This window comes from Providencia sp. M-27 (assembly GCF_011077905.1).
GTDB lineage: Bacteria > Pseudomonadota > Gammaproteobacteria > Enterobacterales > Enterobacteriaceae > Providencia > Providencia huaxiensis.
In genome coordinates this window covers 61,558-84,236 of record NZ_JAALBT010000009.1, presented here as the reverse complement: position 1 = coordinate 84,236, position 22,679 = coordinate 61,558, and the positions used below count along the sequence as shown (strand labels likewise).

The window sequence follows — 22,679 nt, the reverse complement described above, 5'->3', positions numbered from 1 at the left end:
GTTTTAATATTCGTAATGGTAGTTATAGTCGTCAGATCTTGCATCGATACCATTTAGGATCACACCCGTAATTTCGATATCATTTTGCTTAAAGCGTTTTAGCGATAAATCAACATCTTTCACAGTATTCACACCATAGAAAGCAATTAACAATGAAGTACCGACATATTTACCAATAATCGCGGAGTCCGTAATGGCTAAGATTGGCGCGGTATCTATCACCACAATATCGTATTGGTTTTTGACTTTATCTAATAACTGCTTAAAGCGCTCACCCATTAATAACTCAGAGGAGTGAGTGACGTTTTTACCACGGCAAATCACATCAAGGTTTTCAATCACGTTAGCATGAATAGTGGGTGATTCTAAACTTTGCTGTGATAAGTATTCAGATAAGCCTGCTTTATTGTTTAACCCAAAAGCTTTGTGTAAACGGCCTTTACGTAAGTCGGTATCGATTAATAATACTTTTTTACCTGCGTTAGCCAGTACCACCGCCATGTTGGAGGTAACAAAACTTTTTCCCACACCAGGAGACGCACTGGTGACCATAACGAGGTTGTTACCTTGGTTCATCACCGAGAAGTACACACTGGTACGCAGTGAGCGGATGGCTTCCACAGCGGTATCCGCTGGGTTTTCTATCGCTAATGGGCTCTTATTGCCGGCTTCAATGAGTTTTTTCTCATAATTAGAGAAAGGGATAGTGGCATACACATTGACACCCAATGCATCGATATCTTCCGTGCTTTTAATTTTATTATTAAAGAACTCGCGGGCAATTACATACGCACAGCCGATAATAAAGCCAAGGATAGTGGCAAGAACAACAATCAGCGATTTTTTCGGTGCCACAGCATTTGGTTGGGACTCTGCGGAGTCAATAATACGCACATCGGCCGTAATACCGGAGTTCAACACGCTGAGTTCCTGCTGTTTTGCCACTAATTGGGTGTAGATGGCCTGCTCTGCTTCAACATCGCGGGTTAAACGGACGATTTCTTGTTGGGTATTCGGTAGTTTTTGGATATTTTTACTGATTTTTTCTTTTTCACGTAACAGTTGCTGGCGTTTATCTAACAGGGACTGATAAGCGGGGTGGTTACGAGTATATAATTGCTGAATTTCCACTTCTTTAAAGGTTAGCTCATTAAGCTTTTCTTCGACCTGCAAAGCAGTATCTAAAGCAGCTTTTGCTTCTAAAGAAAGGTCAATGGATTCATTCTTTTTACGAAAGGCATTTAACTGATTTTCGTAGTTATCTAATTTCTTTTTAATTGTAGGTAAATAGTCATCTAAGAATACGAGCGTATTGTTAGTCACCTCTTTCTTACGCTCGGTATTTTGGTCTACATAGTTTTGGATAACACTGTTGAGGATGTTAACATTCTCAACTTTATCCGCACCTTTAATGGCTAAGCTGATAATACCAGTGCCTTTACCGACTTCAGCGATGGTTAGAGTGTTGCGTAAGTCTTCAATGGTGGAGTAACGGGCATTTTTGATTAATGCAAATTCTTCACCAGTTTCAGCCGTGAAACTGGAAATCAATAAGTTAATTTCACTTTGTTTAAGGACTTCACCGACTTTACCTTGCAAAACTTGGCCATCCACATTTAGGGAATAATTGTTATCCCCTAAATAAGTCAGGGTAAATGGTTGGCCAATTAAGTTTTCAGGTATTTGAAATAGGTCAACATGAACGGGAGCCACTTCACCCAGTAATTTACTGACAAAGCCTTCAGGGGCTGTTTGCGTGTATAAGTTCAGGTCTGCAACGGTTTTACCCAACACCATGCGGGACTTGATGACTTCAATTTCAGAGTCTACTTGGTTATTGCTGTTACCAAATGGCATGACATCACTCATTTGGTCGAGTAATGAGACTTGGCCTAATTTATCATACTGTAAGGTCGCATTGGCTTGGTAAATTGGTGTTGCTAATAGGCTATATGCTATTGCAATAGCGGCAAAAAACACAGTAAAAAACCCAATTTTAATGGTATTGGATTTCAAAACTTTAAACAGAGCGAGCAGATCGATTTCATCTGAGGCAGGGGAGCTATTCTTTGTTGTGTTCATAATAGGTTAAATGTTAAGTCGTCCAATAAATAAAATTAAATTTTGCCTTGCCAAGTCATCGAGGCTTTTTCCATCAACTGGTAAACATGTTCAAACATTTCATCACTGCGTTTGTGCGGATCAGGGATTTCGGTTTTATTGATCCATTGCCCAAATAACATCACTTTGCCGCGAGTTTCAGGAAACTGTTGGTGGATTTTAGCAATATGTTCGTTTTCCATCACTAGGATTAAGTCTGCTTTATTACATAATTCGCTAGTTAAGCGACGTGATTGATGGTTTTCAAGGGAAAGGCTATGTTGCTCGGCAATCCGAATAGCACTGTCATAAGCTGGCATGTCATTTTTGGCGATAATACCCGCGGAATGAACCGTTTTTTCGGGAAAATAGCGTTGCAATAAACGCTCCCCCGTAGGAGAGTGGCAGATATTTCCCATACAAACAACGAGAATATTATTAAACATATCGATTACCAGTCGTGAATACGCTTGGTACCTTCGGTTAATTGATTATATGAAGCGATAGTTGGTAATAACTGAGTGATTAGACGGTTCCAACGTACCACAGGTGCTGCGGTAACATACACTAAGTCATAAGGCTGTAGTTTAAATTCAGTACCCATTACAAGCGATGTCGCATCTGATAGGTCTAGCTGATATACCGCGGCCATTTTTTTCGGTAACAGGGCTTCAAGTTCTTTGTCTTCCGCTGGTTGGTTTTTAATTGGGCGAATAACAAATACCCCTGTTGCATTAGCGGTTGTTTGGTTAAGGCCGCTCGCTTTGCTTAGGGCTTCAGTAATACTCATACCTGCGCGGTCAATAGTTAAGGTCGTTGGTTGGCCGACTTCACCCATCACAAATACTTTCTGGCTATCATTACGTGGTACATACAGCACATCACCCGGTAGCATCAGGTAGTTTTGGGTTAAATCCCCATACTGAACTAAATCTTGTAATGAGACTTTGATTTCTTTGCCATTACGGGTAAGCACCACATTATCCCAATCGGCTTTTTCGGTTAAGCCGCCGGCATTATTAAAGGCTTCTAAGATAGTCAGTGGGACGTTAGTGATAGGCAGCGTACCCGGTTTGGCAACTTCGCCAGAGACATACATTTTTTGTGAACGGAAGGCGGCGATACTGACATCCACTTGTGGGGATTCGATATAGGTGGCTAAACGATTGCTGATCAGGGTACGGATTTCAGTGACCGTTTTACCGATCACTTTGACTTTACCAATATACGGGTAGTAGATGGTGCCGTCAGAGTGAACCCAGTTACCTGAGTCTTGCGCACTACGGTATGAACCCGCAGGGATAGTCAGTTCAGGGTGGTCCCAAACTGTAATGGTTAATACATCGCCTGCACCCACGCGATATTCATAGTGAGTCAGTTGCTTTTCTAACTGTGCATTCGGTTTAGCAATGGTTGGAGCGGTGTACATATCATCCAATAATTTTGGTGAGATTGGATAGATATCAACCAATTTAGTAATGTCACGGTCACCCGTATCAACCACATTTTTGCCTGAGGTTGATACATAGGCGCCGGGGGTGACGGTGCAGCCTGTGAGTAAAATACTCACTGCTAATAGAGTAAGTGGAAGACGCTTGTTAATCACTAGAGTATCCTGTTAAAAAGTTATTTATTTTTAAAATGAATATTATTGTTTGAGGACTAGTGTCGGGCATTCCACACTAAATCACCAATGCCATCCGTTGGATTAAATTCGGTTGGCGTTTCAAGTAAAATCTGGCGTATAGCTTCCAGGTCATAATTTTGACATGCTATGTTTAATTTATCTAATACTTTAATGAAATCATCTAAGGGGATGAAAACTTCATTGGCAGACATGATCCGTTGGTGTTCTGTTGAATGGACATTATCACCGATAAGAAGTTCTTCAAACAGCTTTTCTCCCGGTCGTAAACCTGTAAATTTGATTTCAATGTCACCGTTGGGATTTTTATCAGTTTTTAACTCAAGTCCCGAAAGTTGAACCAGATTTTTTGCTAAATCGACGATCTTAACGGGTTCCCCCATATCCAATACGAAGACATCCCCCCCTTTTCCCATCGCCCCCGCCTGTAAGACTAATTGAGCAGCTTCAGGGATAGTCATAAAGTAGCGGATAATATCTGGATGGGTGACTGTAATGGCCTTGCCTCGGGCGATTTGTTGCTTAAATAAGGGGATCACTGACCCTGATGAACCTAGTACGTTACCAAATCTGACCATGCAAAACCGAGTTCCATGTTCCTTTTCACTTTCCTGTTTAGAGAGTGCTTGTAAGGCTAGCTCTGCTACTCGTTTTGATGTTCCCATCACATTCGTTGGGCGTACCGCTTTATCGGTAGATATTAGAACGAAAGATTCTACTTTAGCTTCAATTGCGGCTTTGGCCGCATTATAAGTACCAAATATATTGTTACGAACCCCCTCAACAACATTATATTCAACAAGGGGGACGTGTTTATAGGCTGCAGCATGATAAACAGTCTGAACATGAAAAGTTTCTAATGCATTTTTTAATCGTTCAAACTCTTGGACGCTTCCTAATAGAGGCACAATTTTAACTTTCAGTTTTTCAGCATTAGCAATATTGTTTAGCTCTTTATCAATCTCGTACAAATTAAATTCTGAGATTTCAAATAATACTAATGTTAATGGTTTTTGACGAATAATCTGTCGGCACAGTTCTGAACCGATAGAACCCCCAGCTCCCGTGACCATTACAATTTTATTTGTGATATTGGCACCGATTAAGTCTGGATTAGGGGCAACAGGGTCACGGCCTAAAAGATCTTCAATAGCAACATCTTTTAAGTCATCAACTGTAGCGTGACCTTCAACAATATCGTTAAAATCAGGTACTGTTAGAACTTCGACAGACAAATGTAATAGTCCATTAATAATCGCTTTGCGCTCAGAACGAGAAGCGCGCGGCATGGCTAATAATATTTTTTCAATGCCTAATTTATTAACTAATTCTTCAATTTTATCGGATGAATAAACAGTGATGCCCTGTATTACGGTGTGATGCAGTGATGGGTCGTTATCAATAAAGCCTTTAACTTGATAAGACACGGCATTTCGTAACGCGATAGCGAGTTGGCGCCCTGTGCTACCGGCACCATAAATTAGAACTGGCTCACACCCTTTACGACTTGCTTGCACAATCATTGAGCGTACTAACATTCTTGCTCCACCACATAATAAAATGAGGAAGGTCATATAGATAAATGGAATAGTGCGCGGAATATTTGCTTCTAAGTAATAGGAAAATGTCGTAATGGAAAATGCAGAAATTAATGCGCCTACCATGGCAACAGTTAATGCGTGGAAAGTGAGGTAGCGTAAGACTGCGCGGTATAACCCTAATTTTACAAAAGCCAGCAGGGTCACGATAATCGTACCCAGCAGGGTTAGCCAAGTATGATAAGACAGGTGAATGACAACCTCACCCAGCCTTACCCATAGGGCGAGAAAGAATGAAACAATAATAAGTAGCGTGTCGATACCCAAGCCAATGAGCCTTTTATAAACTCGGGGTAGAGACCAGATGCGATTAAGTTTATCCATAATGATTACTTCTTTTTGTTTTTCACTTGGCAGCAGCATCGCCGGAACCACTGCCGGTGACTGTCATCATGATATATTTAAAATAATTTTTAAGGTTCAGGTTATCTATCATTTCTTTATCTGTAGCCGCTAATAACTGAGGAGTAGACATATCAATATTTTTAATTTGTGCTAATCCAGTTATACCCGGGCGAACATCATAGATATTTAGTGCTGAACGTTGTTGTATTAATTCTTCTTGGTTAAATAAATTAGGCCGAGGGCCGACTAAACTCATCTCACCTTTTAATACATTAATTAATTGTGGAAGTTCATCTATTTTAGTTTTACGTAAAATCGTCCCATATTTAGTTATAGAGTTAGTATCAACTAAATGGCTGGCGACAGATGAGGTGCCTACTTTCATTGTTCTAAATTTAACTAACTTGAAGGGTTTTTTATTTTTGCCAACGCGAGTTTGAATAAAAATAGGTGAACCTGTTTCAAAATAACCAATAATAGAGGTAATAAGTAGTACAGGAGATAAAACGATTAACCCAATTAAGGCAGAAAAGAAATCAATTATACGTATCATTTCTTGTTGTTTCCTAAGTAACTCATTGTTTGCTCTATGGTATAAGGTGGAGTCCAGCCGAGTTCATTGAACATATTTGAGGAGTCGACCTCTAAATTTTGATAAAGTTGGGTAAAAAGACCTTGCTTGCCAACGGCACTTAATAGAGTTTTCATGAGGAGCTTAGGAACAGGTAGTTGAATGATATTCTTTCCTAGGCTTGTACCTATAACGCTAGTGAGTTCTTTTGTGGAAAGGTTCTTTCCATCTGAAACTAAAAAGACTTTACCTGCAGCATTGGGGTGTTGAGTACATATTGCAATAAAATGCGCTAAGTTCTTTACAGATATATAACTTCGTGAATTATTCGTTAGCCCAAAAGGTAACATAGGTATTTTTTGAATCAACTTTAAAAGAAGAGCAAAATTACCAGGTGCATTTTCACCATAGACTAAAACAGGGCGTATGATAACAAGTTCCATACCTGTTTTGGCACAGATATCTGAGAGGCCCTGTTCCGCAACTAACTTAGACCGAGCGTACTCATTATGTGGTGCTGGAGGGTCTTGTGGGGAGAATGGCTTTTCATGTGTGATATTACCATTCACACCAATGGAGCTTATAAATACAAAGCGTTTGACGCCTGCTTTAGCTGCCTCATTTGCGAAATGCAACGTTCCTTCGACATTAACACTCCATAATTCCTTTTGCTCATTATCATTTGGTGTTTTTACCTTCGTACGATGCGCAATAGCAGCAAGATGAATAATACTATCTATACCATCAAATGCACCATTCCAATCTGTATTTTGATTAAAGGATTGAATGGTAAAACAGTCATTTAATTCAGATATATGATTTCGAGTAATTATTCGATAGTTACTTTTTAATTCTTTAAGAACTGCTTTTCCAATAAATCCGGTAGATCCGCTAATTAAAGTTTTCATGTATAGTGAGCCGTACTATTTTTTACTTATACAGGTTGTATTATTCGCATGTTATTTTAGACTATTGTGATTTATAAGCTAAAAACAGCATTGTAAATTAAAGTGAAGAGAAGGTCTGAATGTTTTTTAGTGATTGTTGCACAATGTATTGTGCGGTTTGCTGATCATTAGCTTCGGCATAGCACCTTAATTCCGGCGCATTGCCTGACGGTCTTAGATGAATAATATTGCCACTTGACAGTGTTATTCTTAGCCCATCAATTGTATTTAGATCTAATAAAGTATCATCGCCAAAACCTAAATGTTGCAATAAATACGTTGGATTTTCTTTCGCTTTCTCAATGATAGTTTTACTTTTTTCTGTTGCGAAGTTTTGTATTCTATCACTAAAGGTTATGCGTTGCGGCAATGAATCAACTAATTGAGCTATGCCTTTTTCTTTTGCGGCTGATAACAACATTAAGAAGGGTAAAATGGCATCTCGAGTTGGTAGGGCTGATAATTGTTTGCCATTTATTTCAATGTTAGACCCTAAAAGAAAACCGCCGTTAGCTTCAAATCCTGCAATTTTTTTATAATTTTTAGCTAAGTCTACAAATGCTTCAATAACATAAGGAGAGCCAATTTTAGTTTGTTTTACACACTTAAAACCTTTATGAGATGAAATGATTGTATTGCAGCTAACTGGAACTGCTAATACTTCTATTTTCATCTCTAATGCGCACAATAAACCTAATATATCGCCTCGTAACCATTCACCATTTTCATCAGCAACAAGTGGGCGATCTCCATCCCCATCAGTAGAAAAAATAGCATCAAGATTGTACAAATTTGACCAATTTCTTGCTTTTATTTTGTCTTCTTCAGACACGGCCTCGGTATCAATTGGAACAAACATGTCACTTCGTTCTAGAGAAATAACCTCAGCCCCGAGTTTTTTAAATAGAATCGGGTATATATCACGCCCTGCACTAGAATGTTCATAAATACCAATACGTTTACCAGCTAATAAATTTTCATCAAATATAGATAAATAACGATAGAGATACTCTTCAGTCGCTAATGTATTTATTGATAGAGGTTGTGGAATTATATCGGAAATTTCAAATTGAGAGTTGTTATTTAAAATAGCGACTTCATCAACTTTAGTGATTTCACCATCAGGGCGGTAAAATTTTAGTCCATTTCTATCAAAAGGGATATGACTACCAGTCACCATGATGCAAGGAATATTATTTTTCATTGCAGTATATGCAAGGGCAGGTGTTGGAATTACACCGTAATATAGGGGTTCTATTCCTTGTTGCTTTATTGCCTCTATACAAGCAATCGCAATAAATTCACTACTTGGGCGATTATCTATAGCGATGGCTATTTGGTCAAAACTAAATTTGCTTTTGATGCTATTAATAAATGCATGGGTAAATGCAGCACATGATTCTTCAGTAAATTGAGAGACTAATCCACGGGCTCCGCTAGTACCAAACTGTATGCCTGAATCAAGGATGATGTTTTTAGTGGTATTCATAATTATCAAAATTTACTTTTATAGAGAGATACTTTCACCATGATATAAGTGGCGATGAGATTAGGTATTATTTAATAAGCAATTTATTGATTATTTTTAAAGGAATTAAAAATAAAGGTGGAGCTATATTATTTTTCTCCCATGATAAATAAACCTCCTTACTTCCTATATATCTGCTTTTAAAGCCAGAAGTGCTTTCTCCACCCATGCGCATAGCAACTAAATATTTATTTAGAATAGAGTGTTTGTAGTTATTTATAAAGATAGCTCGTAGAAGAAATTCATAATCAGAAGAAATTTTAAATTCACTATGATAATAGCCTATTTCTTTATATACCGAGAGTTTTACAAATGTGGATGGATGTGGTGGTTGTTTTCCTTTTTTCCACTTAGCTTTTGAGTTCATATCTTCACAAGGATATTTTCTAATGACCTGACTAGGGTCATTATTGAAATAGTATAAATTGCCAGAAACAAGGTCAGCATTGTTTTGATTAAATTCAGCAAGCACATCAGATAATACATAATCGTTTATGTACAGGTCATCAGAATTTAATATAGCTACAATCTTTCCTTTTGCTTTAGCTATACCTTTATTCATAGCATCATATAAACCTTTATCAGGCTCTGAGCTGTATTTCAGCCTGCTATCATTATTATTATTCAATATATCAATGGTTCCATCCGTAGATGCACCATCTATAATAATATATTCAAGTGTTACTCTTTTTTGGTTTAATACAGATGATATTGTTTCTTGTATTGTACTCGCAGAATTATAGCAAACAGTTATAACAGTAAAGTCAAGGTCATGGTCATCTTTAAGCATATTTTTTAACTTAAGTATGTTATTTATAAAAGAGTAGAAAACCATTCAGTAATAGCTAGTTATGGTTTTTACCATACTCTTCTAGCCTAATGATATCGTCTTCTTGTAAATAATTACCTGAGCGAACCTCAATTAAATGTAGGTCAACTTTACCAGGATTTTCTATTCTATGAGGAGATCCAATAGGAATATAAGTGGATTCATTTTCGCTAATTATGAACGTTTTATCGCCATTGGTTACTTTTGCAGTCCCTTGTACCACAACCCAATGTTCAGCTCGGTGATAGTGCATTTGTAAGGCGGTTTTTTCTCCAGGTTTTACTTTAAGATGTTTAACATGGAAACGTTGGCCTTCAGCGATATCATCATGGGTCCCCCATGGGCGGTATGCTTCGCGATGTTGTTCGCATTCAGAACGGCCTGCATTCTTTAATTGAGCAACAATACTTTTTACATCTTGAACGTTGTTTTTATTGGCGACTAACACTGCATCTTTAGTTTCTACTATCACCAAATTATCAATACCAACAGTGGATACGAGTTTATTTTGGGAGTAGATATAACTGTTTGTTGTATTTTCTGTTAATACGTCACCAATAATGACATTAGATTGTGTATCTTTGGGGGAAACCTCCCAAAGAGAGCTGAAAGAACCAACATCACTCCAGCCTGCATCCATCGGAACGACTTGAACGTTGTTTGCCTTTTCCATCACAGCGTAATCTATTGAATCATCAGGGCACGCACTAAAAATGTCCGGTTGTATACGAATAAAGTCCAAATCATTTTGTGAATTAAGAATTGCTTGTTCGCATATTTTTAAAATATCAGGGCAGTGTTTTTTTAATTCATTGAGATAACAGGATGCCTTGAAGAGAAACATACCGCTATTCCAGAGGTATTCACCGCTTGAAAGGTAACTTTCAGCGGTAGTTAAATCTGGTTTTTCAACGAAGCGTTCGACTTGATAAGTTGCAATATTAACAGGGGAGCCTTTTTTAATATAGCCGTACCCAGTTTCAGGTGTTGTTGGAATGATACCAAAAGTAATTAAAGCACCTTCTTCAGCAGCCTCAATTGCGTTTTCAATAGAATGAGTAAATCCTATTTGGTTTTGTATGACATGATCTGCGGCTAAAACTAATAATAAAGGGTCATTTCCATTCTGTATTGCCCTAATAGCCGCTAATGCTATAGCAGGTGCTGTATTTCGACCAATGGGCTCTAAAATGATGCCACTGTGCTTGACATTTTCTTGTCGTAATTGCTCTGCAACAATAAAACGATGCTCTTCGTTGCAGATAAATACAGGGGGCTGATGTTGCAGCGTTTTTAACCGCGCTGCAGTTTCTTGCAACATTGTTTTTTTGCTAGTTAGGCTAATAAACTGTTTTGGATATAGGCTACGAGAAAGAGGCCATAAACGACTACCTGAGCCTCCTGCCATAATAACAGGCAATAACATAATAATTTACCGTAAATTTAAATGGTTATTAATAAAATAGGCTTTTGTATTATCGTGTACTTTAGATGAATCCAGAAGTTCGTTGATATCCCACCATTGATAGTTTCTATGTTGTTCCAAAGGTAATTTATTGAGATCAAGGTCTTCTTTAATTAAATATCCCAAGACGACATAATGAGTAGAAAAATTATCCTCTGAAAAATTATCTTGATAGAGATGCTGGTAATGACCAATAAACTTTGCATCATTGATATTATAACTGATACCAAGCTCATCAATCGTTAACCGCCGAAATGCGATGTCAAATGTTTCATCTTTGCAAATACGCCCACCTGGTACAAACCAATAACCTTGGGCGGGACGATTATTTCGTAGCCCTAACAATGCTTGGTTTTTTGAATTACAAATGACCAGATCAATAGAAACTAAAGGAGTAGATGCAACGATAGTTTTAAACGTATTTAATGCTAATCGCTGCGCCATATTTATTTAATCCGTTATTTACGAAAATTTTGCTGATTTTGCAGGAACCACTGGTAAGCTTCACTTAATCCATTTTCAAGCTCGACAGAATATGTCCATCCTAGGTTTTTTAAACGAGATACATCCATTAATTTTCTAGGGGTTCCATCTGGTTTAGTGCTGTCGAATATAATTCTTCCCTTAAAGCCAACAACTTTAGCCATAGTTTCAGCCATTTCACGAATCGTGCAGTCGACACCTGTACCAACATTAATGTGGGATAACATTGGTTGAGTGTTTGCTTGATATGTTTTTTTGTTTAATTCCATAACATAGACTGAGGCTGCAGCCATATCATCGACATAAAGAAACTCTCGCATAGGTGTTCCTGTACCCCAAACAACTACTTCTTCGTCATTATTCAGCTTAGCTTCATGGAAGCGGCGCATTAACGCAGGAATAACATGTGAGTTCTCTGGATGAAAATTATCGTTTTCACCATATAAATTAGTTGGCATTACACTGCGGTAATCACGACCATATTGTCGATTATACGATTCACAAAGTTTAATACCTGCAATTTTAGCAACAGCATAAGGCTCATTCGTTGATTCAAGAATACCCGTTAACAGTGCATCTTCAGACATCGGTTGTGATGCTAATTTTGGATAAATACAAGATGAACCTAAAAACAGTAAATGTTGAACATTATGTTTATGAGCAGAATGGATAATGTTGCATTCCATTATTAAATTTTCATAAATGAAATCTGCTGGATAGGTATTATTTGCGTGGATGCCACCAACTTTGGCAGCGGCTAAATAGACTTCGTCAATTTTGCTTTGCTCGAAAAAACTATCAACAGCCATTTGGCTTGTGAGATCCAACTCGTGACGTGATTTTGTTATTAATTCAATGTCGTTACGATTTTGTAATTGCCTTACTATTGCGGAGCCAACCATGCCATTATGACCAGCAACAAAAACTCTTTTTTTCACGGAGTGATCCTTAATTCTCTAAAGAAATAGCAACATCAAACCCATTTGCTTTAAGTAAAGCATGCTGTTTTGCTTTTTCTATATCAGATGCAACCATTTCTGAGCACATTTCTTCCACGGTGATCTCTGGCACCCAACCTAATTTTTCTTTTGCTTTAGAAGGATCGCCTAGAAGGGTTTCAACTTCTGCAGGGCGGAAGAATTTTGGGCTAACACGGACTATGATATCACCGACATTTACATTTGGTGCTAGTGCGTTATTTACGCTAGTAACAGTTGCAATTTCATCTACACCAGTGCCACTAAATGAGAGCTCAATTCCAGCCTCTTTAGCAGACATACGTACAAATTCACGTACGGAAATTTGTTTACCTGTAGCAATAACGAAATCATCAGCGTGATCTTGTTGTAACATCATCCATTGCATACGAACGTAATCTTTTGCGTGTCCCCAATCACGTAAAGCATCCATGTTACCTAAATATAGGCACTGCTCTAGGCCTTGTGAAATATTGGCAATAGTACGTGTAATTTTACGTGTAACGAAAGTTTCACCGCGGCGCGGGGATTCATGATTAAATAAAGTACCATTACAAGCATACATTCCGTATGACTCACGGTAGTTCACTGTAATCCAATAAGCGTACATTTTCGCTACGGCATACGGTGAGCGAGGGTGGAAAGGCGTTGTTTCTTTTTGTGGTATTTCTTGAACTTCACCATAAAGTTCTGATGTTGATGCTTGATAAAAGCGAGTTTTCTTTTCTAGGCCGTTAATACGGATGGCCTCTAATAAACGTAGTGTACCGATAGCATCGACATCTGCAGTATATTCAGGAGACTCAAAAGATACAGCCACATGGGACATTGCACCTAAGTTATAAATCTCATCTGGTTGGATTTCTTTTACTAAACGGATTAAGTTCGAGGTATCAGTTAAATCACCATAGTGTAATTTAATCTTATCACTGTTATTAACGACAGAGTCAATTCTCTCCGTATTGAAAGAAGAGGCTCTACGAATTAAACCGTGAACTTCATAGCCTTTTTCTAAAAGAAACTCTGCAAGATAAGAGCCATCTTGTCCAGTGATACCTGTGATTATAGCAATTTTATTCATATAGATTCCTCTCAAGTTTTGAACATAGACCAATTAATCTTAAACGAGCTAACTTTAATCCTTTAATTCCAATAAATAAAAATCTAAAGGAATTTAAAATAAAAAATAATAAACTAAAAAAATATTTTCGGGGCGATCTTTTAAATAGATATGCTAGTATTGCACCATGACCATAAGCATATAAAAAATGTTTATCAAGATTTTTAGGTCGAGCCTCTCGAAATATCTTACTACCTACTTTTTTTATATCAAAATAACATTTTTTAGACAGTTGATAGAGATAGAATACATCTTCTGCAGAGTTGATTTTTGTCATATCACCAGGGCCGAGATTCTCATTAAAGCGAACATCATTTAAAATATGAACTTTAAATATCCATCTAGATAATGTGCAATATTGTAGAAGGTTAACATCATTAATATTAATGTTGTTTTTAGAGGCTTTAGTGTTATTACCATTATATGATGGCGTTTTTTTTAATTTATCTTCAATCATGTTGGCTGGTAAAAACTCTATATTTCCTAACATAGCTTTATCTTTTGAGCTGGAGAAGTCTAATAAGTTAGAAAAGAAAGTAGAGCTAACTAAAATCTTAGAATCTAAAAAATAACATGTGTCATTTTCAGATGTACTGGTTTTTTTTATAAAGTCAAGACCCATATTTCTTGCTAAGGATACACCGCTTATACTAGATGTTATTATTTTTATAGAGTACCCTGAAAAATATTTATTGATTTTATCTATGGAGATTTTTTTAGATTCTGGCGTTTCATATTGAAGTACAATAATAAAATAAAACTGTGTTTTAACAGGTTCGGTTTTAGCTAAAAAATTCAGGATGATTTTATGAAAACTATCATTTACTTCATTTTGCAGAATCGGAATTATAATATAAATCAAATTGACTTCCTCAATATACTGAGAATAAATATAATTATTATGCGTCTAACTTTAGGTTCTTTAGTGTTTTTGATATATAAATTAAATAATTTTAATCCATAATTTGAATTTTTTCGACAGAACCTAAAGAAATAATATTCTGAAATATTTCTATCAAATCTGTCAATAAAAGAAAAAAAGGCAGGAACTTTTTCTTTTAGCTCTGTAAATTCATTAAAATCATTTGATATTATCTTCTTGAAATTTTTAATCAAATTAGGATCATCAGAAAAGAATCGTAATGCTGAAATTTTGGATGATAATGAATTTTCTATCTGCTCTAACCTGTTGCTCTGAGATACACTTCCTGAGTGAATTCTATACTTAATTCCATATTTAGGTAAATTTGCTAAAATAAATTTTTTTGAAATTCTTATCCATAAGTCATAATCTTCAGCATGTTTTTTATCTGGGTCATATAGGTAACCACTTTCAATTATTTCTTTTCTTAGCATTATAGAGGGATGGATCATTCTACATTCAAAAATATGGGCTAAAACTATCTGTTTGTGGTTTAAAGGTGGCTTGAAAGAGGCCGAGAATGAAAGAATAAAATTTTTAATACTAAACTTATAAAATAAAGGTTTTGCATACATACCACAGACAGATATAGTGCTATTGTTTTCTAAAAATAATACTTGTGATTCAATTCTATGTGGATAACAAATGTCATCAGCATCTATTCTTGCTATATACTTGCCTGTGCATAATAGTAAACCTCTATTTAGGGTATATACCAGTCCACGGTTACAATCATTTTCAATTATATTAATCCTTGGATCATTAAATGTTTTTACGATATTTATGCTATTATCAGTAGAGCCATCATTTATTATTAATAGTTCAAATCTAGTATATGTTTGATTTAGTATACTGATAATTGTTTCTTCTATGAAATTTTCTGAGTTATATAATGGTAAAACAATAGATACTAAAGGGTTATTTTGCATTTTTTTTCGCTAAATCAATAAATATAAATAAAAATCCGAAGGTTGTTATTAGATATATCGGGTAAAGGGCTAATTCATAAAAGCTATATCTAAATATTGGCAGTAATTGGATACAATACAATATATATAGTTGGTTTGTTGAAATAAAACCAAGAGATGGAAGAAAACTAATAATAAAGAAAAAACAACAAAATAAAATTGGGGCAACTATTAATAGAAAATTACTTTTAAAGGCTAATGATTCTGCAATTAGATTACCTGCTAAACCATAGTCTAAAGGATTTATAGCTGTAGATATTGCAGTATATGATATGTAATCATCAAAAAATATAGAGATATATGGAGAAGGTAGAGCTCGTAAAAAGAAAAAACCTAATGTATATAAAAAATCTTGTTCTTTTGTTGAAGACTGTATTAAATAACCAACTTCCCAGGTATTTAAAAATTCCCCCAGCATTTGGGTCATAAATGATATTTCAAAATAACCTACACGTAAATATGTTCTTAACACAGTAAAGCTTGCTAAAAGCAAAATAGAAAAATAGATATATTTAAAATGCATTTTTCTACGTAATATTGCAGAGCAAATACAATAGATTACTATAATAAAAAGAATATATAGTTTTCCAAATAAAAGTAAATCAAGAAATAAAAATGGAGCGAATATAAATATATACTTTAAGTTGTTAAATCTAAGAGTTAGGTATGTAATAATTAATACTAAAATATAAAATATAGTATTAAGTTTAAAAACATTCTGAAGGTATTCATTTAGTAAACTTTGTTTGGGACGATTTCCAAAAACACTTAATATATTTCCAAGGTTACTGATTATTATTGCAAGTGTAATTATAAATAAAATTGCTGAAATTAATTTTAAGATGAAACTTAATTTATCACCCTTCATATTAACTGTATGGTGAAAATTATTTTTATTTTTTATAAATGTACTAAATAAAAAAAATAAAGTGCATATGAAACTGTAGTACAAACCATATATAGATGTGTACTGTATAGTATCTTGGCTAGCTCCAACCATTGACAAATTGGTTGATAGAGCAAAAAGTGAAGGTAAGGTTATATAAAATGTACTGAGTATATTTATAAAGAAGAATATGTTTAAAAAAACTAATGAGTTGTTTTTTTTTATATAATATGCGGTATAAATACACTGAAATATAAATAGTAAGCATCCAATAGCTATCATCTAGGATTCCTAACTTTGACTATAAGTGTATTGGCTAAAATATTTTAATTTACATTAATGCCATTGATAACTAGTATAAGATCCAGCTATCGGGATAAATATCTATTTTATTATTATTGTTAAACCAATTTTTCGGAGCGATTACTATATTATCTTTGCTATTCAAATATGCTCCCCACCAACTAAATGTACTATTTGCAATAATATTATGATCACAAAGAGTCATTAATGATAAATCTTCAAAGTGAGACTCAGTATAGTCGACAAATGTCTTGTTTTTTAACCAATCAAACTCTTCTTTGCACCATTTTATATCATCAGAAAAAATAAAAAAATGAGGCGTTATAAATTTGTTTTCGAAATAATTGATGGCTTGTTTATAATAATTAGTGTTAGATAATGTGCCATGAATTGAGTTGGTTAGCATGTTTTCAACATAATCCCCTCTTCTGACATGGAGTGAAATATTAATATTATTTTTACTGAAATTACTAATTGTTAACAATTTTTTCGTTAAGTATGGCTCGAGATTAACTAATTCAAGAATTATATTTCGTATTTTTGAAAAGTAATGAGGTGATTGCCAATAGCCTTTATAGGAAGAAATTCCATAGTTGGCCTTTGATAATGGTTTGTATTGTAAGTTTTCTTCTTGCTTGTATCCTAAAATTGGAGTGTTTAACTTTTTAGATATTTTATACATTAATTTTTCAAAAAAATTTTTTTCTTTATCTGTAATAAAAATATAATTAAGCTTATGTAAGTCAATTATCTTATCTAGCTCAAAATTTCTTAGTTCATCCTTAGAGAATGAGCTTATATTTAGTATCAAATCATTATTATAGGTAGAGTATAAGTTTAAAGCAAAAGCAAACTGAAATAATTGATTTCCCAAGCCACCTTCAATATCAATTGTTATTTTTTTCATTTTATTTTTGCCATTACTTTAGCCATTGTTTTTTTTATTCCATGTTTTTTTATATAGCTAGTAGATCTAATAAGTAGTTCAAGATAATAATTAAATAGCTCAGCTATTTTTTTTCTAAATGTTTTTTTTGACTGTTTTTTTATAGGAAACTTTAGGTACCGGTGTAATCTCGATACGTATTCTTCAATTTCATCTTCATTATATTTTTTCTGGATTATATCAATATGTTTTATTTTATCTGGTCGTGACTCGAACCATTCATGATATTCAATGTAGCGAATAATAAATTCATCACTAGAATTGGTAATATTTACTTTTATTGATTTATCTTTGAATAGGTTTTCTTCTACAACTTTACCTTCAATTACCACATCAAAATAGGAATCTTTTATTTCTATATTTTTATACTTTGGAAATTGGGAACATAAATCGAATCTTATATTTATTTTTTCGTCAAGTATTAAATCAATATATCTTCTGCCTATTGTATCTTTTATGTCAATAATTAAATCATTATTCTCAACGTAAGGGGTTAGCAGACTAATGATTTTAGCCGATACATCTTCTAGTTCATTTGTAAAAATATCAAGATCAGAACCATAAGTATAGTCATCTAAGCTGGATGGAGCTTTCAATAGTACATATGATGAATTCGATATCTCTGAGAATATTTCTTTTAAATTTATTTTAGTCATATAGTTCACATACCACCAATTTATTAACTTTTTTATCTTTAATAGCTATACTTGCTCTATGTAGCCCATCAACAACGATATACTGGCCATTTGTTTTTTTTACCATTATATATTTATCTTTATCTTTATCTTTATTTTTTAGGTATTCAAAATTTGATCTTAATGTAGAATACTTTTCTATAGAGTAATATGCTTGAAGGTTAGTCCCTATATTATTATCAATATATTCTTTATAAGAGTTGTCTATTTCATTTTCTTTTAGTGACTTAAATTGGATCGATTGAGTAATATGGACTACGATCGTTTCTGATTCACTGTTTTGTCTACAATAAATATCATCGACATTTAGAAGTTTGATTTTATATCGATTAGACCCTAAGAGAAACCATGGGAGGTTTAGAGCATGGTTTATATCAAGAGATTGGATAGGTAGTTGTGCTATTTTCAACATTTCGTATGTTTGTACTTCATTATCTGTAGCATGAATTACGTGATGGTGTGATAAATTACCATTTAAATCTTTTGGATTGTATTTCTCTCTAATGGCAGATTTTAGCCTTTTTATACATGCGCATTCAGCATGTCTGAACTTACCTTCATCAACAAGTTCTACTTCTGGATTTTTATTTTCTACAAATATAAAACAGACTTCATTTCCAACTTTGCGTAAATATTTTGTTTTTTCTTTTAAATGATGCCAAGGTGCGTAATCAAATGAGTATATTTTTTTTACAAACTTACTAAAATTTGAAACCTTATGCTTTTTTATCACTAAAATAGTGAAGTTTTCATTCAAATATATATCTTTTAAAATGAGATCCAGTTTTTGTATTGCATGAGGCCAAACTAAAATGCAATCGTATCTTTTTTTTATATCCATTTTATCCACTTAACTAAAATAGTTTGACTTTTTAAGTATTATTAGTTTAAAAAGTGCGATTAAAACACGCGAAATAGCAAAGATTGATATCATGATTTCCATGCTTTTTTCTACAGATAAAGGCCCACTTAAAAATAAAAGTATAGCCCCTCCCACTAAAAGAAAGCCCATTATTTCTGGAATAATATTTTTTGAAGGATTGTATACCATTGATAAAATCATGTTACAGGGACCTAAATATGATTCTAATATACCTGACATAGCTAAAATAATTAGTAAATTTAATTCGAAATTATAACCATGTAAAATGTAAGATACTGTTATCCAATATAAGGGTAATGATAATATAAACATTATTGATGTGTATATTACAGAAGTCTTTCTGACTTTATAATAATAGTTTACATTATTGATTTCTGATATTAATTGGTTTGTAATCACCATTTTAGGTTGTATGGCTAAGTTATAAATAGCCATTAATAACATATAATCAGCATAGTTAGAAGAAGGAAGTGCAATTGACAAGTAAAGTTTATCAATAAATATATTTAAAAGTGAAAATACTAATAAAACTGTGAAAAATATATTTTCTTTTATTATATTAATAACATTTGTTATTCTTGACTTTATTATTTCATTTTTATAGTTTATAAAAAAGACAAATAAAAATATTATGATTGCAATTAGCCTATTTATTTCCAAATCAAAATATACATTTTTTTCTGATGAAAAATATGTGTAAAAATAAGAAATAATAAGAAGTAATGCTGATAAAAAAGTTATGAATATAAAGTGATGGTATTTTTTGTGTATTTTTGCAAATACCTCTAACCATTTTGATATAAATAATAAAATGAAGCTAAGGGTAAAAACCCCATAAATATTATTTAATTCAACTAGATGGTCTACCTTGTAAAATAAAAATGTAAGACTGACAGACATCATTAGGCTTATGATGAAATAAGCGGTTTTAGCTTCAATAAATTTATTCTTATTAGGGGATATACCATATTTTACTACAGCTTGATCACCTCCTAAGAATACAATTTGTGATAAAAAATTTGCCCAAAGAAAAGCAGTACCTAACTGTCCTGCAATTTCTTTACTAAACAAAATAAAAACTATTAAAGAAGCTAATTGGCTCAAAACAAGAGTTAAGAGCCCTATTAAGGGATTAATTCTATCCCAATTTAAAATCAAGTTGGTTTTTCCTATTTTTACGTTGGTGAACGCATTTATTTGTAGACTTTCATTTTATGAGAATATTTTGGTGAAAGTATTGTTTAATTAATCTAAAAACCCATAGCTACCGCACTGGGTTATCGGGTCCCAGAGCACCATTGAAATTGTAAAAGCATACTTATCAATTGAAAACATTGCATTTTTTGCTAACTTGTTCAATTGATAAGCAAAGCTTATTGTTTTTTAGCCGACCAAGGGTATGCTTCAGCATTTATTTGGTCAAGTAAAAAGCGCTTAATAATACCATTAAAGCTAGTTACTGACTATCACTGTGATAGTGTTAGGGAATAGTCCTAGTAGGAGTAGCAATGAAATAAATTATTTTAAATTATCAGGTTATAATCCTATTGTTACGCTTTGTACGTGATTATATATTTAAGTTAAGTTATTCTTTATATATCATTGCCTTTAGTGTGGGTTTAATAAAAGTAAGATGCTTATATATCCAAATTTATCCCAATTGAGAGTAACAATAGATTAATAAAATACTTAATTGATTATATTAATTCACTTGGGTATTGATTGGGATTATATGGATAATATATTTTTAACTAAAATAATAATGCTAAGGGGATAAAAAAATGGATTATGCTAAGAACATAACCCATTTTTGTTTAAATATGCTTAATTGGTGCCAACTACCACTTAAACGGCACGTTTACTGTAACGGCTGCGCCTAAATCATTGCGTGTTTCGTAATCAGTTTTAGACACCCAAACCTTCGCATCAGTGCTGATGTCATAGTCAAAGTTGTGCCACCAACCGAAATCAACGCCTTTGATGGTTTCTGATTTAGGGAATAACTTGTTGCCATCAAAGTTAGATTTATTCACTTTCGCATACATTAGGCGGGTGCTGACACGGTTATCATCATCGAGAGTGTATTCCACTTTAGTGGTGAGCATGCGTCCGTCGCCGCCCATCGCGTGGCCTAGTGATGCACCTTGTTGGTAATAACCATTTTTGTAGATAAAGTGGCGATACATTACGCCGTCTTTGTCCCACTCAGTATGGGTATTCGCGCCTTCAATATACCAATTTAGTGGTTGGCCCCATAAGGTGTGGTAACCTTCGATACCGCCCATGAAGGCGTTTTTCGATGGGAAAAGGTTGGCTTCATCTTCACCCACCATTTGGCCGTAGAAACTGACGGGTATGTCAATTAATGGATAAAGTTTTAGTTTGAAGTCTAAGCCTGCCAACTGGTTACCTGGGTCATCGTTATAGTCACCAGTATTATCCCTACCGCCCATCGCGTTCCAGAAAGAGTTCCAGTTATTAGGGCGGCCATCGCCTCCCCACATGACTACGCGAGAACCACCGAGTTCGAAGAAGTCAGTTGGGTTCATGGTCATGCGTAAACCAATCAGTTTAGTGTTGGGTTGGGAAGAGTATTGTTTGATTTGCCCTGCGGTGAGCTGGTATTGCCACGAACCAATCCAAGAAAGCCATGGAGTTTCAAATGGGCTTTGGTCAGCACGTTGAATTAAGAAGCCAGTAACAGGGCGAGCCGCATCGGTACGAATTAAGCTACCATCGTGGCCTGGTCCCCACCATTGTGGGATTTCACCAAAGGATACCCATTGGTTCCAAATTTTTACACCACCATATGAGCCGTTGAGGTTGTAGTCAGAGCCATTTTCAACGCGTAAAGCCCGTTCGCCATTAGCCGTCAGGTTTAAGTCTACATCGTCAGTGCTGTAGTTGCCTGAAACGGTATAGCGAATGTCACTATATTCACTTTGGGCAAAGCCTTGTGGCATGGAGTTATGGCTAGATGCAAAGTGAGTTTCGAGTTGAACGCTGTTTTTCTTACGGTCGAGGTTCTTTTTAATGCGCTGAATAATAGCTTCTTGCTCGCTATTCGTAATATTGGCATTATTTAAAGAGCGGGTGATCTCTTCTTGGGACAGCGGCCAAGTGGATAAGCTAATTTGGATAACGTTGCGTTCAGAAAGCCAAGCAAGGTCACTACGTAAGTTGTTATCTGGTAGAACTAATCCCCCTGCAACGCTTTGTGCACTTATAGCACCGAGGACAGCAAGTATTGCTAGCTTGGTGAGCTTGAAATTTTTCATTGATAAATCCATTTGAAGTTGAGTTCGCCTAATATTGAATAGGTAAATAAAACCTATAAATAAAATTAAAATATGATTATTAGCAGCCTATTATTATAAGTATCAAAATAGCTATTAGGTTGGGCTTCTGTGCCTTCTATGAAAATAGAAATCATCACACTTTAACTAGGTAAAACAGAATATCAGATAA

General features: G+C 34.6%; 20 protein-coding genes. All 20 read right to left on the bottom strand.

The genetic code is table 11. The features are described 5' to 3' along the window. Nucleotides 1-3: 3 nt before the first annotated feature. The 20 genes from G6Q48_RS14040 to G6Q48_RS13945 all read right to left on the bottom strand — a co-directional run bounded on the left by G6Q48_RS14040 (nucleotide 4) and on the right by G6Q48_RS13945 (nucleotide 22,489). Nucleotides 4-2,082 (bottom strand): polysaccharide biosynthesis tyrosine autokinase, encoded by a 2,079-nt coding sequence (locus tag G6Q48_RS14040; RefSeq protein WP_207393041.1) that lies wholly within the window; start codon nucleotides 2,080-2,082, stop codon nucleotides 4-6. A gap of 35 nt (nucleotides 2,083-2,117) precedes the next feature. Then, nucleotides 2,118-2,546: an arsenate reductase/protein-tyrosine-phosphatase family protein gene (locus tag G6Q48_RS14035; RefSeq protein ID WP_166267104.1), complete on the bottom strand. Its 429-nt coding sequence runs from the start codon at nucleotides 2,544-2,546 to the stop codon at nucleotides 2,118-2,120. 5 nt (nucleotides 2,547-2,551) lie between these two features. Further along, nucleotides 2,552-3,706: a polysaccharide export protein gene (locus G6Q48_RS14030; protein ID WP_166267102.1), complete on the bottom strand. Its 1,155-nt coding sequence runs from the start codon at nucleotides 3,704-3,706 to the stop codon at nucleotides 2,552-2,554. A gap of 56 nt (nucleotides 3,707-3,762) precedes the next feature. Next, the gene (locus G6Q48_RS14025) at nucleotides 3,763-5,667 is read right to left on the bottom strand and encodes a nucleoside-diphosphate sugar epimerase/dehydratase (RefSeq protein ID WP_166267100.1); all 1,905 of its coding nucleotides are present in this window, start codon (nucleotides 5,665-5,667) and stop codon (nucleotides 3,763-3,765) included. A 22-nt stretch (nucleotides 5,668-5,689) separates the two neighbouring features. Continuing rightward, complete coding sequence (locus G6Q48_RS14020; protein WP_166267096.1) at nucleotides 5,690-6,241, bottom strand: sugar transferase; 552 nt, start codon at nucleotides 6,239-6,241, stop codon at nucleotides 5,690-5,692. Then, entirely contained in the window at nucleotides 6,238-7,167 is a 930-nt protein-coding gene (locus G6Q48_RS14015; RefSeq protein ID WP_166267094.1) for an NAD-dependent epimerase/dehydratase family protein, read from the bottom strand. The genes G6Q48_RS14020 and G6Q48_RS14015 overlap by 4 nt, the downstream gene beginning before the upstream one ends. Before the next feature lie 97 nt (nucleotides 7,168-7,264). Beyond that, nucleotides 7,265-8,695, bottom strand: a complete 1,431-nt coding sequence (locus G6Q48_RS14010) for a phosphomannomutase (RefSeq protein WP_305849244.1) — start codon at nucleotides 8,693-8,695, stop codon at nucleotides 7,265-7,267. Nucleotides 8,696-8,762: 67 nt separating this feature from the next. Further along, nucleotides 8,763-9,524, bottom strand: coding sequence for a glycosyltransferase family 2 protein (locus tag G6Q48_RS14005; protein ID WP_166267090.1), 762 nt, complete (start codon nucleotides 9,522-9,524; stop codon nucleotides 8,763-8,765). 55 nt (nucleotides 9,525-9,579) lie between these two features. Continuing rightward, complete coding sequence (locus G6Q48_RS14000) at nucleotides 9,580-10,989, bottom strand: mannose-1-phosphate guanylyltransferase/mannose-6-phosphate isomerase (RefSeq protein ID WP_166267088.1); 1,410 nt, start codon at nucleotides 10,987-10,989, stop codon at nucleotides 9,580-9,582. Between the two features lie 6 nt (nucleotides 10,990-10,995). Further along, nucleotides 10,996-11,472, bottom strand: a complete 477-nt coding sequence (locus G6Q48_RS13995) for a GDP-mannose mannosyl hydrolase (protein WP_166267086.1) — start codon at nucleotides 11,470-11,472, stop codon at nucleotides 10,996-10,998. 14 nt (nucleotides 11,473-11,486) lie between these two features. Further along, nucleotides 11,487-12,449: a GDP-L-fucose synthase gene (gene fcl, locus G6Q48_RS13990; RefSeq protein WP_166267084.1), complete on the bottom strand. Its 963-nt coding sequence runs from the start codon at nucleotides 12,447-12,449 to the stop codon at nucleotides 11,487-11,489. 10 nt (nucleotides 12,450-12,459) lie between these two features. After that, nucleotides 12,460-13,569 (bottom strand): GDP-mannose 4,6-dehydratase, encoded by a 1,110-nt coding sequence (gene gmd, locus G6Q48_RS13985; RefSeq protein WP_166267082.1) that lies wholly within the window; start codon nucleotides 13,567-13,569, stop codon nucleotides 12,460-12,462. After that, on the bottom strand, nucleotides 13,562-14,470 hold the full coding sequence (locus G6Q48_RS13980; protein ID WP_166267080.1) for a hypothetical protein: 909 nt from the start codon (nucleotides 14,468-14,470) through the stop codon (nucleotides 13,562-13,564). Before G6Q48_RS13980 ends, gmd begins: the two co-directional genes overlap by 8 nt. Next, the gene (locus G6Q48_RS13975; protein ID WP_166267078.1) at nucleotides 14,467-15,459 is read right to left on the bottom strand and encodes a glycosyltransferase; all 993 of its coding nucleotides are present in this window, start codon (nucleotides 15,457-15,459) and stop codon (nucleotides 14,467-14,469) included. Before G6Q48_RS13975 ends, G6Q48_RS13980 begins: the two co-directional genes overlap by 4 nt. Next, entirely contained in the window at nucleotides 15,449-16,366 is a 918-nt protein-coding gene (locus G6Q48_RS13970; protein ID WP_166267076.1) for a hypothetical protein, read from the bottom strand. The genes G6Q48_RS13975 and G6Q48_RS13970 overlap by 11 nt, the downstream gene beginning before the upstream one ends. Nucleotides 16,367-16,736: 370 nt before the next feature. Continuing rightward, nucleotides 16,737-17,594 (bottom strand): alpha-1,2-fucosyltransferase, encoded by an 858-nt coding sequence (locus G6Q48_RS13965; RefSeq protein ID WP_166267074.1) that lies wholly within the window; start codon nucleotides 17,592-17,594, stop codon nucleotides 16,737-16,739. Further along, complete coding sequence (locus G6Q48_RS13960) at nucleotides 17,591-18,289, bottom strand: hypothetical protein (RefSeq protein ID WP_166267072.1); 699 nt, start codon at nucleotides 18,287-18,289, stop codon at nucleotides 17,591-17,593. The genes G6Q48_RS13965 and G6Q48_RS13960 overlap by 4 nt, the downstream gene beginning before the upstream one ends. After that, nucleotides 18,282-19,169, bottom strand: coding sequence for a hypothetical protein (locus G6Q48_RS13955; RefSeq protein ID WP_166267070.1), 888 nt, complete (start codon nucleotides 19,167-19,169; stop codon nucleotides 18,282-18,284). Before G6Q48_RS13955 ends, G6Q48_RS13960 begins: the two co-directional genes overlap by 8 nt. Before the next feature lie 9 nt (nucleotides 19,170-19,178). Further along, on the bottom strand, nucleotides 19,179-20,369 hold the full coding sequence (locus tag G6Q48_RS13950) for a hypothetical protein (RefSeq protein WP_166267068.1): 1,191 nt from the start codon (nucleotides 20,367-20,369) through the stop codon (nucleotides 19,179-19,181). A gap of 680 nt (nucleotides 20,370-21,049) precedes the next feature. Further along, nucleotides 21,050-22,489, bottom strand: coding sequence for a capsule assembly Wzi family protein (locus G6Q48_RS13945; RefSeq protein ID WP_166267066.1), 1,440 nt, complete (start codon nucleotides 22,487-22,489; stop codon nucleotides 21,050-21,052). Nucleotides 22,490-22,679: the final 190 nt, after the last annotated feature.